Source organism: Rhodovulum kholense, from assembly GCF_003053725.1.
In the GTDB taxonomy this organism is placed as follows: Bacteria; Pseudomonadota; Alphaproteobacteria; order Rhodobacterales; family Rhodobacteraceae; genus Rhodovulum; species Rhodovulum kholense.
The window spans coordinates 21,554-35,951 of the sequence record NZ_QAYC01000015.1; the positions used below are offsets into that span (position 1 = coordinate 21,554).

Consider the following 14,398-nt stretch of genomic DNA (forward strand, 5'->3'; position numbering starts at 1 on the left):
CTCCGCGAAGGGGCCTCGTCCGGGAAACCGGGCGGGGCCCTTCCTCTCTCGGGAGCCCTGTTCCGGCCCTCAGCGGCCCCGGGCGAGGTCCAGCGCTTCGGTCAGGGTTTCGCGGTCGCCGACATGATTGGCGAGAATCAGGATCAGCCGCGCATTCAGCGCCTGGCTTTCGGCGTCGGACAGGCCCCTATGGGCGGCCAGAAGCTCGGCGAAGAACCCGTCATGGTCGGGCAGGTTCGGGTCGGTGATCAGTTTCATTCCCGTCCCTCCCACATCGCCCGGATGGCGGCCGAAACCGCCCGGGGCTCGGCCGTCACCCAGCGCGCGGCCACCACCAGATCGGGCCGGATCAGATACAGCGCCCGCTCGGCATCGCCCAGATAGCGGGCCCGAAGCGCGGGATCGGCCCGCACCGACAGCGTCGGAATTTGCAGCCCGTCAGGGGCCGTGCAGTTGATCGCCAGCAGCGTCGGCCCGGGGCCGATCTGGTCCAGCAGCCAGCCATTGCCGATCCGCGCCTCGGGCGCCGCGGCGCCGGGCCGGGCCTCGTCCGGCAGACGCGGGTCGTCGGGCGCACCGGTCGCATAGATGCAGGGTACGGCCAGGCGTCCGGCATTGACCCATTCGCGGGCAAAAGCGGTCTCGCGGGCCAGCGTCAGTACCTGGTCGCGAAACAGCCGCTCGACCCCCGGGGCGGGCGAGATGAAGCTCGCGGCCCGGGCGGAATCGCGCAGGTTCTCGTCGGCGGCCTGGACCCGTTCGCGGTTGTAGCTGTCCAGCAGCCGCTCGTCGGCCCGGCCTTCCAGCACGGCGGCCAGCTTCCACCCCAGGTTCTCGACATCCCGCAGCCCGCCATTGGCGCCCCGGGCCGAGAAGGGCGGTACCAGATGCGCGGCATCGCCCAGAAAGATCACGCGGCCATGCACGAACTCGGCCAGCCTGCGGCTTTGGAAGGTGTAGATCGACACCCATTCCAGATCGAAATCGGGGCCCACCACCGCCTGGATGCGCGGGATCACCCGTTCCGGCCGCGCCTCTTCCCCGGCATTGGCCAGGCGCCCCAGCTGCAGGTCGATGCGGTAGACATTGTCGGCCTGGGGCATCAGCATCGCCGACTGGCCGGAATGGAACGAGGGGTCGAACCAGAACCAGCGCTCGGCCGGGAAATCGGCCTCCATCTCGATATCGGCGACCAGAAAGCGTTCCTCGTAGAACTCGCCCTCGAAATCCAGATCCATCAGCGCGCGAGTCAGCGACCGGGCGCCGTCGCAGGCCAGCAGATAATCGGCCGAAAGCTTGTAGGGGCCGTCGGGCGTCTTGACCGACAGCTCGACCCCGGTTCCGTCCTGATCGACGCCGGTCAGCCGGTTGCGGAAGCGCAGGTCGATCAGCGGCTCGGCCAGCGCGCGCGCGATCAGGATGTCCTCGATATGGTATTGCTGCAGATTGGCGAAGGGCGGGAAGCGGCCGGTGGTCGTCCCGGCCATGTCGAAGCTGAAGATCTCGTCGTCGCCGTGGCTGATTCGACCGATGCTCCAGGGTACGGCGCGGGCCATCACCTGATCGACGATCCCGAGCCGCGCGAAAAGCTGCAGGCTGCGCTCGGACCAGACGATGGCGCGCGAGCCGACCATGACCGAGGATTTGTCCTCAAGCACCACCGAGGCGATGCCGAGCCGCGCGAGATCCAGCGCCATCGCCAGCCCGACCGGCCCCGCGCCGACCACCACGACGCGGTGGCGCGGTTCGGGTCCGCTCAGCCCGGGCGGCGCGGAATAGGGAAGCGGCTTGTAGTCATAGGGCATCACGCATCCTCCACCGGCGGCCCGGGCAGGGACAGGCCCGGGATGCCGACGCGTCGGCGGATTTGCCGGATCGGGAGGCGAAAGAAGGCAACGATTCCGGCGCGACCCTCAGGTCGCCGCGGACGGCCCCTCTCCTCATCGCAGTCTCCCACACCGGTTCTTGTTCTTATCCGCTGTTCGGGCGTTAACCTCTGCTACTCGACTGGTCACTGCAACCGGTTTTTTCACACTAGATTTACAGCCCCGCCGCGGTCAGGCTGGCACCGGGGCCGGGGCGCCGCAGGGCAGAGAGCCCGCCGCACCGGTGGATGAGGGGAGGAGGCCGACAATGACCGGAATTGTGATCCTGGGGGCCGCGCGGACCGCGATCGGCACCTTCGGGGGCAGCCTGGCGGGCGTGCCGCCGATTGCGCTGGGCGCGACGGTGGCGAAAGCCGCGCTGACGCGCGCGAAGCTTCCGGCCGACCGGGTCGGGCATGTGGCCTTCGGGCATGTCATCAATACCGAGCCGCGCGACATGTATCTCAGCCGGGTCGCGGCGCTGGAAGCGGGCGTGCCCGACACGGTGCCCGCGATGAACGTCAACCGGCTGTGCGGGTCGGGGGCGCAGGCCATCGTGTCGGTGGTGCAGGCGCTGATGCTGAACGAGGCCGATTTCGGGCTGGCGGGCGGGGCCGAAAGCATGAGCCGCGCGCCCCATATCCTGCCGGATGCACGCTGGGGCCGGAAGATGGGCGACACGCCCGCAGCCGACATGATGCTTGGGGCGCTGACCTGCCCGTTCGGAACCGGCCACATGGGCGTGACCGCCGAGAATGTGGCCGAGGCCCATGGCGTGTCGCGGGCCGATCAGGACGCCTTCGCGATGCAGAGCCAGGAGCGTGCGGCCTGGGCCATCGCCGAGGGGCGGTTCGACGCCCAGATCGTGCCGGTCGAGGTCCAGAGGCGCCGCGAGACCGTCGCCTTCAAGGTCGACGAGCACCCCAAGGCCACGAGCCCCGAGGCGCTGGCGGCGCTCCGGCCCGCCTTCCGCAAGGACGGCAGCGTGACGGCGGGCAATGCGAGCGGCCTCAATGACGGGGCCGCGGCGCTGGTTCTGGCGCGCGAGGCGGCGGCCGAGGCGGCCGATCTGGTGCCGCTGGCCCGGGTCGTCGGCTATGCCCATGCCGGGGTGGCGCCCGAGGTGATGGGGATCGGGCCGGTGCCCGCAGTCGAGGCGCTGTGTGCGCGGACCGGTCTGGTGCCGGACGCGTTCGACGTGGTCGAAAGCAACGAGGCATTTGCCGCGCAGGCACTGGCGGTCAGCAGGATGCTGGGGCTCGACCCGGCGAAGGTGAACCCCAATGGCGGGGCCATCGCGCTGGGCCATCCGGTCGGGGCGACCGGCGCGATCCTGACGGTCAAGGCGATCTACGAGCTGGAGCGGACCGGGGCGCGGCGCGCACTGGTGACCATGTGCATCGGCGGCGGTCAGGGGATCGCGCTGGCGCTGGAACGGATCTGATCCGGCGGAGGCCCCTTCGGGGCCAGTCCTTCACTGGGGCGCGCCCCTGCCGGGCGCGCCGGTTCGGGTATTTTTGCCAAGAAGAAAACAGGGGGTGTCAGTCGGTCAGGTGCAGGCGGGCGCGGGCGGCGTGCCCGGCGGCGTCGACGGCCGAGAGCGTCACAAAGCCCGGCCCCGGCGCAGGCAGGGCGGCGGTCCGGTGCCGGAGGCCGGTGGCGAGGGGGCGGCCATCGGCCAGCAGGGTGAAGGGCGGCGTGCCGCCCTCGATCTTGACCGCAAGGGGCGCCCCGTCGAGCGCCAGATCGGCGCCGTCGGGCGGGAAGGCCAGGCGAAGCGGGTCGGTGCCGGGGCTCTCGCCCGGCCGGGCGAAGTGGCGGAGCGGCGCGGGCAGGGCACTGTTGGCCGCGATCAGCGTGCCGGGCGGGGGCGGGGGCAGCGCCTCGGGCGGCCCGAGTCGGGCAAAGGCGTCGAACAGCAGCGGTGCCGCGCGGTCGGCCCCGAAGGCGCCCGGTACCGGGGTGCCGTCGGGGCGGCCGATCCAGACCGCCACCACATGGCGCCCGTCGAAGCCCACCGCCCAGGCGTCGCGATGGCCGTAGGAGGTGCCGGTCTTGAAGGCGATCCGGCCTTGCGGCGCGCTGGCGGGCGCGGGTACGCCGCGCAGGATGTCGGCGACCTGCCAGGCGGCCTCGGGGGTCACAACCGGCGGGCCGTCGGCGGCGGGCGCAGCGCCGATGCGCCAGTAAAGCGGCACCGGGCGCCCGCCCTCGGCGAGGGCGGCATAGAGCCGGGCCAGGTCCTCGAGCGTCAGGCCGAGCCCGCCCAGCGCGATGGCGAGCCCGGGCGGGCCGTCGGGCAGGCGCGGCGCGGCGCCCGCGCGGTTCAGCCGGGCCAGCAGCCGGGCCGGGCCGAGTGCCTCGGTCAGGGCCACGGCGGGGATGTTGAGCGAGGCCTGAAGGGCGGCGCGGACCGGCAGGGTGCCACGGTAGCGGCCATCGAAATTCGACGGGCGGTAGGGTCCGAAGGCGGTCGGGCGATCCTCGATCAGGGTTTCGGGATGGGCGAGCCCCTCGGCGAAGGCGAGGCCGTAGATCAGCGGTTTCAGCGTCGAGCCTGGCGAGCGCGTCGCCACCGCCATGTCGACGAAGCCGTCCCGGGCGATGTCGGTGTAATCGGGGCTGCCGATCTCGGCCAGGATCTCGCCGGTCCGGTGGTCGGCCACGATCAGCGCGGCCGAGAGCCGGTCGCCCATCGGGCGGACGCTGCCCCGGACAAGCGTTTCCAGCCGCGCCTGCAGGCCCGCATCGAGGGTCAGGCGGTGGAGGCGCGTCCCTGGCTCGGCGGCGCGGGCGCGGTCGGCCAGATGGGGCGCAAGCTCGGGAAAAGGGCGGCGGGTCGTGGGCACGGGGACAAGGGCGGCGTGGGCGGCGGTTTCGGGGTCCAGAACGCCCGCCTCTGCCATGCGCGCCAGCACCCGGTCGCGGGCGGCCCGGGCGGCGTCAGCCGCGCGGTCGGGGCGGCGGGTTTCGGGCGATTGCGGCAGCGCCACCAGCAGCGCCGCCTCTGCCGGGCTCAGCCGTGCGGGCGGCTTGCCGAACCAGGCGAGGCTTCCGGCCGCGATGCCTTCGAGATTGCCGCCGAAGGGGGCGCGGGCGAGGTAAAGCGCGAGGATGCCGTCCTTGCCGATCCGCCGTTCCAGCGCCAGCGCCACCCGCATCTGGCGGAACTTGCCTGCCCAGCGTCCGGTGCCGCTGTCTTCCAGAAGCCGCGCGGTTTGCATCGACAGCGTCGAGCCTCCCGAGACGATCCGGCCCTGCGCCAGCGCCTGGCCCGCCGCGCGCGCCAGTGCCAGCGCATCGATGCCCGGATGGGACCGGAACCGGCGGTCCTCATAGGCGACGAGCATCCTGAGATAGAACGGGTCGACCCGGTCGGGACTGGCCGCAAGCCGCCAGCGCCCGTCCTCGACGGTATAGGCGCGCAGCAGCGTGCCGTGCCGGTCCAGAACCTCGACCGAGGTTTCGGCGGCCAGCGGTGGCAGCACGGTCGCGTCGATCCAGGCGTCGACCGCATCGCGTGCGGCGGCGCCCAGAAACAGCACCGCCGCCAGCGCGGGCAGAAGCGCCCTCATGGCGTGACGCTGGCGCGACCCGCATCGGTCCAGGCGCGGCGGTCGGGGCGGTACATGTCCTCGACGCTGGCCGCAGGGGCGCGATAGGTTCCGGGCGCGGTGGCGCGCAGGATATAGGCCAGCCGGAACGGATCGGCCGACCCCCAGTCGATGGCGGCAAGAAACCGGTCCTGCCTTGCCTCGCTGTGTTGCACCTCGGCGGTGGTGCCAAGCCAGTCGAGCGCTCGGATGTCGCCCGCCCGAAGCAGGTTCGGGTTGTCGATCTCGAAGCCCGCCGGGATCGGGTCCGAGACCATCAGCCGGGCCTGATCGGCCGAGAAGGGCGTCACCTCCAGAACCGTCACGATCCGGGTGCCCTGCGGCACGGCGTCAAGCGTGACCGGATCGCCTTCCAGCGTGTAGTGCTGTCGCGAGATGGCATAGCCATTGCCGCCCGCGGGGTCCGGCACCTCGGGCACGCCGAAGCTGGTGACGGTCAGCGTCTCGGCGCGGCCGCTTGCATTGCCCAGCACCGCCGGGCCATCGCCGGGGGCCAGAAGCCGCACCAGCGGTCCGGTCAGGGGCGCGCCGTTCAGGGTGAAGCCCTCTGCCCCGGGGCGGTCGATCAACTCGTGGGTGGCCAGCAGCATCCAGCTGGCCTCCTGGGTCGATAGCGGCCGGTCGGTCGCCGCCAGATAGCCGGTCAGCGCGTCGCGGTCGACGGCGGTGCTGCCGGCGGCGAGGGCCAGCGTCAGAAGCCCCGCCGCGTCGCGCAGGTCGGTGCCGTAATCGGTGCGCCAGATCGGGGGCTCGTCCCGGCCAATCCGCCCGGCCATCATCCGGGCGGCGCGGGCGAACATCAGATCGGCCCGCGTCGGGTCGCCATAGGCGGCCAGCGCCGCGCCAAGCTGTCCGGCGGCCAGCGGCGTCGCGAAGGCCTCGGCCCTGGTGTCGGCATAGTAGCGCAGATCGGCCATCGCGGCCTTGCCCTCGCGCGCCAGCACCATCAGCGCATAGGCGATATCCTCGCCGCCATCGTCGAAATCGGGCGCGTAATTGACCCGGTTCTGCAGGTTGTCGAGCGCCATTCCGAAAGCCCGGTCGGGCACCGTCACGCCCTGCGCGCGGGCGCGCGAGAGGAAATCGGTGACATAGGCGTCGAGCCAGAAATCGCCCTCGCCCGGGGCCCAGAGCCCGAACCCGCCCGAGGGCGACTGGTTGGCCAGCACCTCGGTCACCGCCTGATCCAGCCGCTCGGCCAGCCGGTCGCGGGTGACAAGCCCCAGCGCCTCGGCCACCTGGTCGAGGTACAGCAGCGGCAGCGCCTTCGACGTCACCTGCTCGGTGCAGCCATAGGGATAGCGGTCGAGGCTGGCCAGCAGCCCCGCCGCATCGAGCCGCGCGATCGGGCCAAGCGCCAGCGTCGCGCGCCCGGTCCCGGGCAGCATGTCGGCGAACAAGGCGTCATCGGCGGTGAAGCTTTGCCCGTCGGCGAGGGTAAAGCGCGAGGTCCGCACGACCTCTGGGTCGGTGACCTCGACCGGCAGCGTCAGGGTCCGGCTCAGCACCTTGCCATCGGGCGTGGTCAGGGCGACCTCGACATGGTGAACCCCCGGCATGCCCGCATTGATCGGGATCGACAGCGCGGTCTTGCCGCCCTCGGCCAGCTCGACCGCCTCGGGGATCGCGGCCGGATCGAGTGTCACGCCCTCGGCCGTGACACTCAGCGGCATCCGCCCGGCAGGGCCTTCGGCATGGACAAGTTCCAGCAGCAGGCGGCTTTCGTCACCGGGCGCGAGGAAGCGCGGCAGGCTTGCCGTCACCACCACCGGATCGCGGATCAGGATATCGGCCTCGGCCTGACCGACCCCGGTCGGCGACCAGGCGACCGCCATCAGCCGGAGCGTGCCGTTGAAGGCCGGGATGTCGAGCCGGGCACGGGCGATCCCGTCCGCGCCCACCGTCACCGGCCCCGAGAACAGCGCGACCAGTTCCTCGGTCGGGGGCGGCGCCTGCCGCCGCATCCCGGCCGTGCCGTCGCCGCCCGAGCGCACCGTGCCCATGGCGCCGTTCAGCCCGTCGATGAGCCGCCCGTAGACGTCGCGCAGTCCCATCCCGAGCTTTCGCTGCCCGAAATAGTGATTGTCCGGGTCGGGGCTGGCAAAGCCCGTGACATTCAGGATGCCCAGATCGACGGCGGCGATAGTGGCATATGCGGTTTCGCCCGGCGCGATGCCCTCGACCTTCAGCGCGATGTCGAGCGGCTGGCGCGGCTCGGCCTCGGCCGGGACCTCGAAGGCGGCGGCCAGACGGTGCGGGCCGGGGTCGACCGCGGCATGGGCCAGACCCAGCGCCCGGGTCGGGTTATGGCCCGCAGGCAGGTCCATCGGCCGGATCAGGGTCGCGGCGACATAGGCGCCCGCACCCCAGTCGTCGGTCACGGGCAGCCGGACGACGTTCTCGCCCTCGGTCAGCTCGACCGGCACCATGTCGATCAGCCGGTTCGACATCACCGTCACCAGCCCCTTGCCCGCCTCGCGCGGCACGATCCTCAGCGTCGCGGTCTCGCCGGGGCGATAGGCGGGCTTGTCCAGGGACAGTTCCAGCATGTCGGGCGTGGTGCTGGCATCGGCGGGCGCGTACCAGCCGGCATCGAAGGCCAGCGCGGCCTCGGCCCAGGCGCCCTCGCCGCGTTCGGCCACCAGCTCGTAGCGCCCCCAGCGCACCGGCACCGCGATAGAGGCGCGGCCATCCTCGGGCCGGGTCTCGCCTTCGGAGATGCGCTCGCGGGTGGTGATCGGCTCCCACCGCCAGTCGCCATCGACGCGGTACCACTGATAGCGGGTCTCGACCCGGTTCAGCGCCCAGTGCAGCACCGTGTCCTCGGGCTGGCCGTCGGCCCCGAGCGCGATCAGGTCGAACCCGGCCTCGGCGCCTTCGCGCAGGTCGCCGTCAAAGCGCGGCTTGATCCCGACCAGCGGGCCGGACGGCACGACAGGGCGGGTGAGGCTGCGTTCGACCGGGCGCCCCGAGCCTTCGGACAGGCGCAGGGTGATCCGGGCCTCGACCGGCTTGCCCTCGGTCCTGAGGGTGGGCAGCGACAGCCCGATCCGGGCCTGTCCGGCCGCATCGGTGCGGCCCGCGCCTTCGATTGCTGCCATCGCGGGCGCGACCGAGGCATCGTAGCGGCCGAAGACAACGCCCGGATAGGCAGGCAGACCCGAGACGGCGGCCAGGCGCACCTCGCCCTCGATAGGCAGATCGGCGCCGGGTGCTCCGAAGAGATAGCGCGCCTCGACCGACAGCAGCGGCGGGGCGGCGGGGTCGATGGCTGCCTCGGGCAGGCCCAGATCGAAGTCGATCCGTTCGGGCAGGAAGTCCTCGACCAGGATCTTGGACGAGGCCAGCGCAGGCGCCTCGGGGTCGGCATAGAGATCGAGCGTCCAGGTGCCGCGCGGTGCGGTTCCGGCGATGTCCAGATCGAAGACATGGCCCCCCGCGATGCCGCCCTGCGACAGCTGGCGGGCATGTTCCAGCCCGTCGGGGCGCGACAGGATCGCGGTCAGCGGCAGATCGGCGATGGCCTCGGCCCGGTCGTCGCGCGTCAGCGCGGTCGCATGCACGGTCTCGCCGGTGCGGTAGGCGCCACGATCGGTGGTCAGGAAGACGTCGATGGGCGGCGCGGGCTCGCGGCCCTCGACACCCCGGTCCGACAGGTCGAATTCTGGATCGGTCAGCGACAGGAAGGCGATGTCGGCGGTCCCGTCTTCGGCGGTCAGCATGGCAGGCGCGGCGCCCGCGCGCCCGCGCGTGAGGCCCGGTTCGAACCGCGCATAGCCTTGTTCGTCGGTGGTGGCACTGCCCAGCACCTCGTTGGCGCGGGACAGCAGCGAGACCTTGACCCCGGCCTTGGGCTCGGCACTGCCAAGCGCGCGCACGAAGACATGCAGCCCGTCGGTGCCGCTCATGCTGGCAAGCCCCAGATCGGACAGCACGAACCACTGGGTTGCGGCAGGCACGTCATAGGGGTCCTCGCCGGGGATCGCGGCCTTCAGCGCATAGATCCCGGCGGGCTGGCCTGCCAGCGCCTCGTCGAGCGGCAGCCGCGTGGTCACGTCGCGGTTGAGATCGCGCCCTACCTCGGCCTGGCCCGACCAGACCTTTTCGGCCAGATCGGTCGAGACGGTCTCTTCCTCCCAGGGCGACAGCGGCTCGCCGAAATAGCCGTTCTGCACCGACCGCAGCAGGTTCCGGTCGGACATCCGGTAGAGCGTCAAATCGAGCCGGTCGGAATTGACGGTGACGACGGGCAGCGCGGTGCCGCCCGCCTTCGGCAGCACATAGGCGCGGCCCGGAAACCGGACCGAGGGGCTGCGGTCGCGCACATACTGGGTCAGCGTCACGGGTTTCGACAGCGTCTCGCCGCTTGCGGCGGGCAGACCGGTGCGGAAGGTCAGCCGGTAGGTTTCGCCATGGACCAGCCCCTCGACGCACAGCCGCCGGTCCTCGGCGGTGACGGCCAGGCCCGGGTCGGGCAATTGCACGAAGGGGGCGTAATCGGTCCGGGCCTTGACGAGATCCTCGGAGAATTCGGCGCAGATCCGGGGTCGGGCGGCATCGCTTTCGACCACGGTCCCGGTGATCCGGAAGCCATACTTGCCGATGGCCTCGTCCAGCCGCGCGGACAGCTCGTCCCGGGGGGCGAGATCCTGCGCCAGGCGCAGCGCCGGGATCATGTCGCGGCCGCGGCCGAGATCCTCGAGCGCGCCAGCCATCACCTCGAGCGCGCGGGCCCGCACGGCCGGGGCGCCGCCGCGCAGATAGGCGTTGACCGCCGCCGACAGGGCGTCGCCCTGCGCCCGGCGCCGGGCGCCGCTGTCCTCGGGCGACAGCGCGGCCGAGGCGGCGGCATAGTCGGTCCAGGCGGCGGGCTCGTCGCTCAGCGCGACCGCGGCGCCCAGCAGGCGGCGCGCTTCGGTCGGGCGGTTCGCGGCGCGGGCAGAGGTCGCCGCGCGGCGCAGTTCCTCCAATGTGGCGCCATCGACCGGATGGTCCTGCGGCAGCTTCTCGGCCTGCGCGCGGGCCTCGGCCAGATCGCTGGCGCGCAGGAAGTCCAGCTCGGCCGCGCGGGCCGGGGCGGCGGCGAGAACCGCCGGGTCGGTCGTCACGATCCGGGCCGAGACGGCCCCGGAATAGGGCGTAGGCGCCTCGGCCCGGGACTTCGGGAAACAGGCGCTGGAACGGGCGTTGAAGGTGAAGGCGGCGCAGCGTGCATCGCTCAGGCAGGCGCGCAGGCAGCCCGGCAAGCTGGTGTCGAGAAGGGTCCGAAGATCGCCGCCCGGAAAGTCCATGTCGCGCCACAGCACGGCGCGGCGGTCGGGCAGCGGGCTGCCCTCGGACTGGGCGGCCGCGCCGGTCGTGAGGGTTGCAAGGGCGGTGAGGGCAAGGGCCAGAAGGGCGGCTGAACGGGCCATCAAGGCCTCCTCGTCAGGCTGAAATTGCCGGGATGCTGACACGTCACGCGCGTATTTGGCAAGGATTCCCGGCCGCGTTAATCGGCTGTTCACCGTGACGCGCCCAATACCGGAGAAACGATTACCAGGGGTCCGGAATGGATCTGCATGACAAGCTGGCCAAGGAACGGCGCGCCCGTCTGGCGGCAGAACGCCTGCTGGAACAGAAAAGCCGCGAGCTGTTCGAAGCGAACCGCCGTCTGGCGCTGCATGCCCGTGCCCTGTCGGAAGAGATCGTCCAGACCCGCCAGACCGCCGAGGAACTGCGCGGCCGCAACAACAAGGTCATGAACGAACTGGCCGAGGTCTCGAAGGCCTTCACCGTGGCCAAGCAGCGGCTTTGGGACTCGCTCGAAACCGTCAAGGACGGCTTTTCGCTGTTCGATGCCGACGACCGGCTGGTGATCGCCAACAATGCCTTCTTCGAGCTGTTCGAGGGGCTCGAGGCGGTCGCGCCCGGCGCCCGCTATGACGAGATCATCCGGCTGGCGGTCGAGGAGGGGCTGTTCGACATCGGCGACGAACGCCCGCAGGAATTCGCCGAGGATCTGCTGTCGCGCTGGCATCTCGATCCGGTGCCCTCGCGGGTGGTCCGGCTCTGGACCGGCGAATACATCAAGCTGATCGACCGCCGCACACCCTCGGGCGATATGGTCTGCCTCGGCATCAACATCACCGACATGATGCGGATGTGGGCCTCGGTCGAGGCGATCCCCGACGCCTTCGTGCTGTACGACTACGAAGACCGGCTGGTGATGTGCAACGACCGCTACCGCGAGTTCTATGCCGAAAGCGCCGAGGCCATGGTCCCGGGGGCCAGGTTCGAGGACGTTCTGCGTCACGGTCTGGCACATGGCCAGTATCCCGAGGCCCTGGGCCGCGAGGAAGAGTGGCTGACCGAACGGATGACCAACCACCAGAAGCCCGGAGCCCCGGTCGAACAGCGGCTGGCCGACGGGCGCTGGCTGCGCATCCTCGAACAGCGCACCCCCGATGGCGGGATCGTCGGGCTTCGGGTCGATATCACCGAACAGAAGCGCCAGCAGGAGGCGCTGGATCAGGCCCGCGTCGCCGCCGAGGCCGCGAACCGCGCCAAGTCGGCCTTCCTCGCCAACATGAGCCACGAGCTGCGGACCCCGATGAACGGGGTGGTCGGGATGGCCGAACTGTTGTGCGAAACCGACATGTCCGAAGAACAGCGGCTTTACGCCCATACCATCCGCGAGTCGGGCGAGGCGCTTCTGGGGCTTTTGAACGACGTGCTCGATTATTCCAAGATCGAGGCCGACAAGCTGACCCTGCATCCCGAACCCTTCGATCTGGAACGGATCATCCACGAGGTGGTGATGCTGCTGCAGGCTCCGGCCCGGGACAAGCAGCTCGACATGCTGATCGATTACGACATCTTCCTGCCCACGCGCTTCGTGGGCGACGGGGTGCGGGTGCGGCAGATCCTCACCAACCTCGTCGGCAACGCGGTCAAGTTCACCGAGGAAGGCCATGTGCTGGTGCGTGTCGTTGGCATCGAGGACGCGCCTGGCAGCTACCAGATCCACCTGATCGTGGAGGATACCGGCATCGGCATATCTCCCGATCTGCAAGAGCATATCTTTGGCGAGTTCAACCAGGTCGACGACCAGGAGAACCGCAAGTTCGAGGGCACCGGGCTGGGTCTCGCCATCACCAAGCGGCTGGTGGGCATGATGGAGGGCGAGATCTGGCTGGTCTCGGAAAAGGGCGAGGGGGCCTGTTTCGGCATCCGCCTGACGCTTCCGGTCTGCGAAGAGGCCGACGACCTGCCGGTCGCGCCCCCCATCGGCGCGCGTCGGGTGCTGGTGGTCGACGATCAGGAGGTGAACCGCACCATCCTCGAACGCCAGCTGGCCCAGCTGGGGCTGGAGGTGGTTTCCCATATCTGCGGCGAACTCGCGCTTCAGGACGCCCAGGGTTTCGATCTTGTCATAACCGATCACCGCATGCCCGGGATGGACGGCATGTCCTTCGCGCGGGCGCTGCGCGACGGCGGCTATGCGGGTCCGATCCTGATGCTGTCCTCGAACCCGATGCGGATGCGGGCGACCGACGACCCGCAGTCGAGCGGGATCGACATGGTGCTGCAAAAGCCGCTGCTGCGGCGCGCGCTTTTCGAGGCGGTGGCGAAGCTCGCGCCGCCCGGACCGGCCACCGCCGCCCCCGCCGCGCTGCCTGCGCCGGACGCCTCGACCGGTGACCCGGCACCGGGCGGCGTCCTCCCGATGCGGGTGCTCGCGGCCGAGGACAACCGCACGAACCGGCTGGTTCTGGAAAAGATGCTGGGCGGGCTCGCGCTCGAGATCCGCTTTGCCAAGGACGGGAACGAGGCGGTCGACGCCTTCGCCGAGGCCCGCCCCGACCTAATCCTGATGGATATCTCGATGCCGGGCTGCGACGGCAAGGAAGCCACGCGCCGGATCCGCGCGCTCGAGGCCGGAACCGGGGTCGCGCCGGTGCCGGTGATCGCGCTGACCGCCCATGCACTCAGCGGCGATGTCCTCGAGATCCTCGAGGCCGGGCTTGACGGCTGCCTGACCAAGCCCTTGCGCAAGGCCGAGATCGTCGAGACGCTGGAGGCCTACCGCCCCGACAACCGCCTGCCGATCCTGCCGGGGGCGGCGGCGGGGGAGGCGTGAGCCGGGCTTTCCGTCAGGAGTCGCCGTCCCGCAGGAAGACGAGCGTGCTGTCGTCGGACACCTCGGGCCGGAACCGGTAGCCGCCCGCGTCGAAATCCTTCAGGCCCTCGGGGTCGGTCAGGCGGCGTTCGACGATGAAGCGCGCCATCGCGCCGCGCGCCTTCTTGGCGTAGAAGCTGACGATCTTCGGCCCCGAGGGGCGTTCCTCGAAAAAGACCGGCGTGACGACCTTGGGCTTTAGTGCGGTCCGGTCGGCAGCGGTGAAGTATTCCTTGCTTGCGCAGTTCACCAGAAAGTGCGTGCCCGCCGCCTCGGCCGCGCGGTTCAGCGCCTCGGCGACCCGGTCGCCCCAGAAATCGTACAGGCAGGCGCCCTTTTCGGTGGCCAGACGGCTGCCCATTTCCAGCCGGTGCGGCTGGATCGCATCGAGCGGTCGCAAAAGCCCGTAAAGCCCCGACAGGATGCGCAGATGGCCTTGGGCATAGCGCAGGTCATCGGGATCGAGCGATCCGGCATCGAGCCCGGCATAGGTGTCGCCGTCGAAAAGATGGACGGCAGGTTTCACCGCCTCGGGGGCGGGTTCGGCCTGAAAGCCCGCGAAGCGCGCGGCGTTCAGACAGGCGAGGTTGTCGCTGATATGCATGAGCCCGCGCAGGTCGTCGGGCGAAAGCCGCGCCGCCACCCCGGCCAGATGGGTGGCCTCGGCCTGAAACTCGGGCCGCGTCGTCGGGCCGACATCGGGACCGGGCTTCTCGTCAAGCCGTTTGGCGGGCGAAATCACCACAAGCATGGGGAAC

The 14,398-nt window shown here is 70.8% G+C and carries 7 protein-coding genes; 2 read left to right on the forward strand and 5 right to left on the reverse strand.

Annotated elements, in window-relative coordinates:
* Positions 1-69 precede the first annotated feature (69 nt).
* Together C8N38_RS16660 and C8N38_RS16665 are read right to left on the reverse strand one after the other, a co-directional pair.
* On the reverse strand, positions 70-258 hold the full coding sequence (locus C8N38_RS16660) for a DUF2783 domain-containing protein (RefSeq protein WP_075783875.1): 189 nt from the start codon (positions 256-258) through the stop codon (positions 70-72).
* Entirely contained in the window at positions 255-1,805 is a 1,551-nt protein-coding gene (locus tag C8N38_RS16665) for an FAD-dependent monooxygenase (protein WP_108028278.1), read from the reverse strand. Before C8N38_RS16665 ends, C8N38_RS16660 begins: the two co-directional genes overlap by 4 nt.
* A 328-nt stretch (positions 1,806-2,133) precedes the next feature.
* Between C8N38_RS16665 and bktB the strand changes: the two genes are divergently transcribed.
* Positions 2,134-3,309, forward strand: coding sequence for a beta-ketothiolase BktB (bktB, locus tag C8N38_RS16670; RefSeq protein ID WP_108028279.1), 1,176 nt, complete (start codon positions 2,134-2,136; stop codon positions 3,307-3,309).
* A gap of 97 nt (positions 3,310-3,406) precedes the next feature.
* Here the strand turns inward: bktB and pbpC are convergent, their stop codons facing one another.
* Both pbpC and C8N38_RS16680 read right to left on the reverse strand, forming a co-directional pair.
* Positions 3,407-5,440 (reverse strand): penicillin-binding protein 1C, encoded by a 2,034-nt coding sequence (gene pbpC / locus C8N38_RS16675; protein ID WP_108028280.1) that lies wholly within the window; start codon positions 5,438-5,440, stop codon positions 3,407-3,409.
* A complete protein-coding gene (locus C8N38_RS16680; protein ID WP_108028281.1) occupies positions 5,437-10,893 on the reverse strand; it encodes an alpha-2-macroglobulin family protein in 5,457 nt (1,818 codons plus the stop codon). Before C8N38_RS16680 ends, pbpC begins: the two co-directional genes overlap by 4 nt.
* 137 nt (positions 10,894-11,030) lie before the next feature.
* Between C8N38_RS16680 and C8N38_RS16685 the strand changes: the two genes are divergently transcribed.
* Complete coding sequence (locus C8N38_RS16685; RefSeq protein WP_108028282.1) at positions 11,031-13,601, forward strand: response regulator; 2,571 nt, start codon at positions 11,031-11,033, stop codon at positions 13,599-13,601.
* A gap of 13 nt (positions 13,602-13,614) precedes the next feature.
* Here the strand turns inward: C8N38_RS16685 and yaaA are convergent, their stop codons facing one another.
* Complete coding sequence (gene yaaA / locus C8N38_RS16690) at positions 13,615-14,391, reverse strand: peroxide stress protein YaaA (RefSeq protein WP_108028283.1); 777 nt, start codon at positions 14,389-14,391, stop codon at positions 13,615-13,617.
* Positions 14,392-14,398 lie beyond the last annotated feature (7 nt).

Excerpts from the sequence above, each read along its gene's own strand:
- C8N38_RS16685 (WP_108028282.1), top strand. The coding sequence starts at position 11,031 with ATGGATCTGCATGACAAGCTGGCCAAGGAACGGCGCGCCCGTCTGGCG.
- C8N38_RS16665 (WP_108028278.1), bottom strand. The coding sequence starts at position 1,805 with ATGCCCTATGACTACAAGCCGCTTCCCTATTCCGCGCCGCCCGGGCTG.
- C8N38_RS16680 (WP_108028281.1), bottom strand. The coding sequence starts at position 10,893 with ATGGCCCGTTCAGCCGCCCTTCTGGCCCTTGCCCTCACCGCCCTTGCA.
- pbpC (WP_108028280.1), bottom strand. The coding sequence starts at position 5,440 with ATGAGGGCGCTTCTGCCCGCGCTGGCGGCGGTGCTGTTTCTGGGCGCC.
- bktB (WP_108028279.1), top strand. The coding sequence starts at position 2,134 with ATGACCGGAATTGTGATCCTGGGGGCCGCGCGGACCGCGATCGGCACC.
- yaaA (WP_108028283.1), bottom strand. The coding sequence starts at position 14,391 with ATGCTTGTGGTGATTTCGCCCGCCAAACGGCTTGACGAGAAGCCCGGT.
- C8N38_RS16660 (WP_075783875.1), bottom strand. The coding sequence starts at position 258 with ATGAAACTGATCACCGACCCGAACCTGCCCGACCATGACGGGTTCTTC.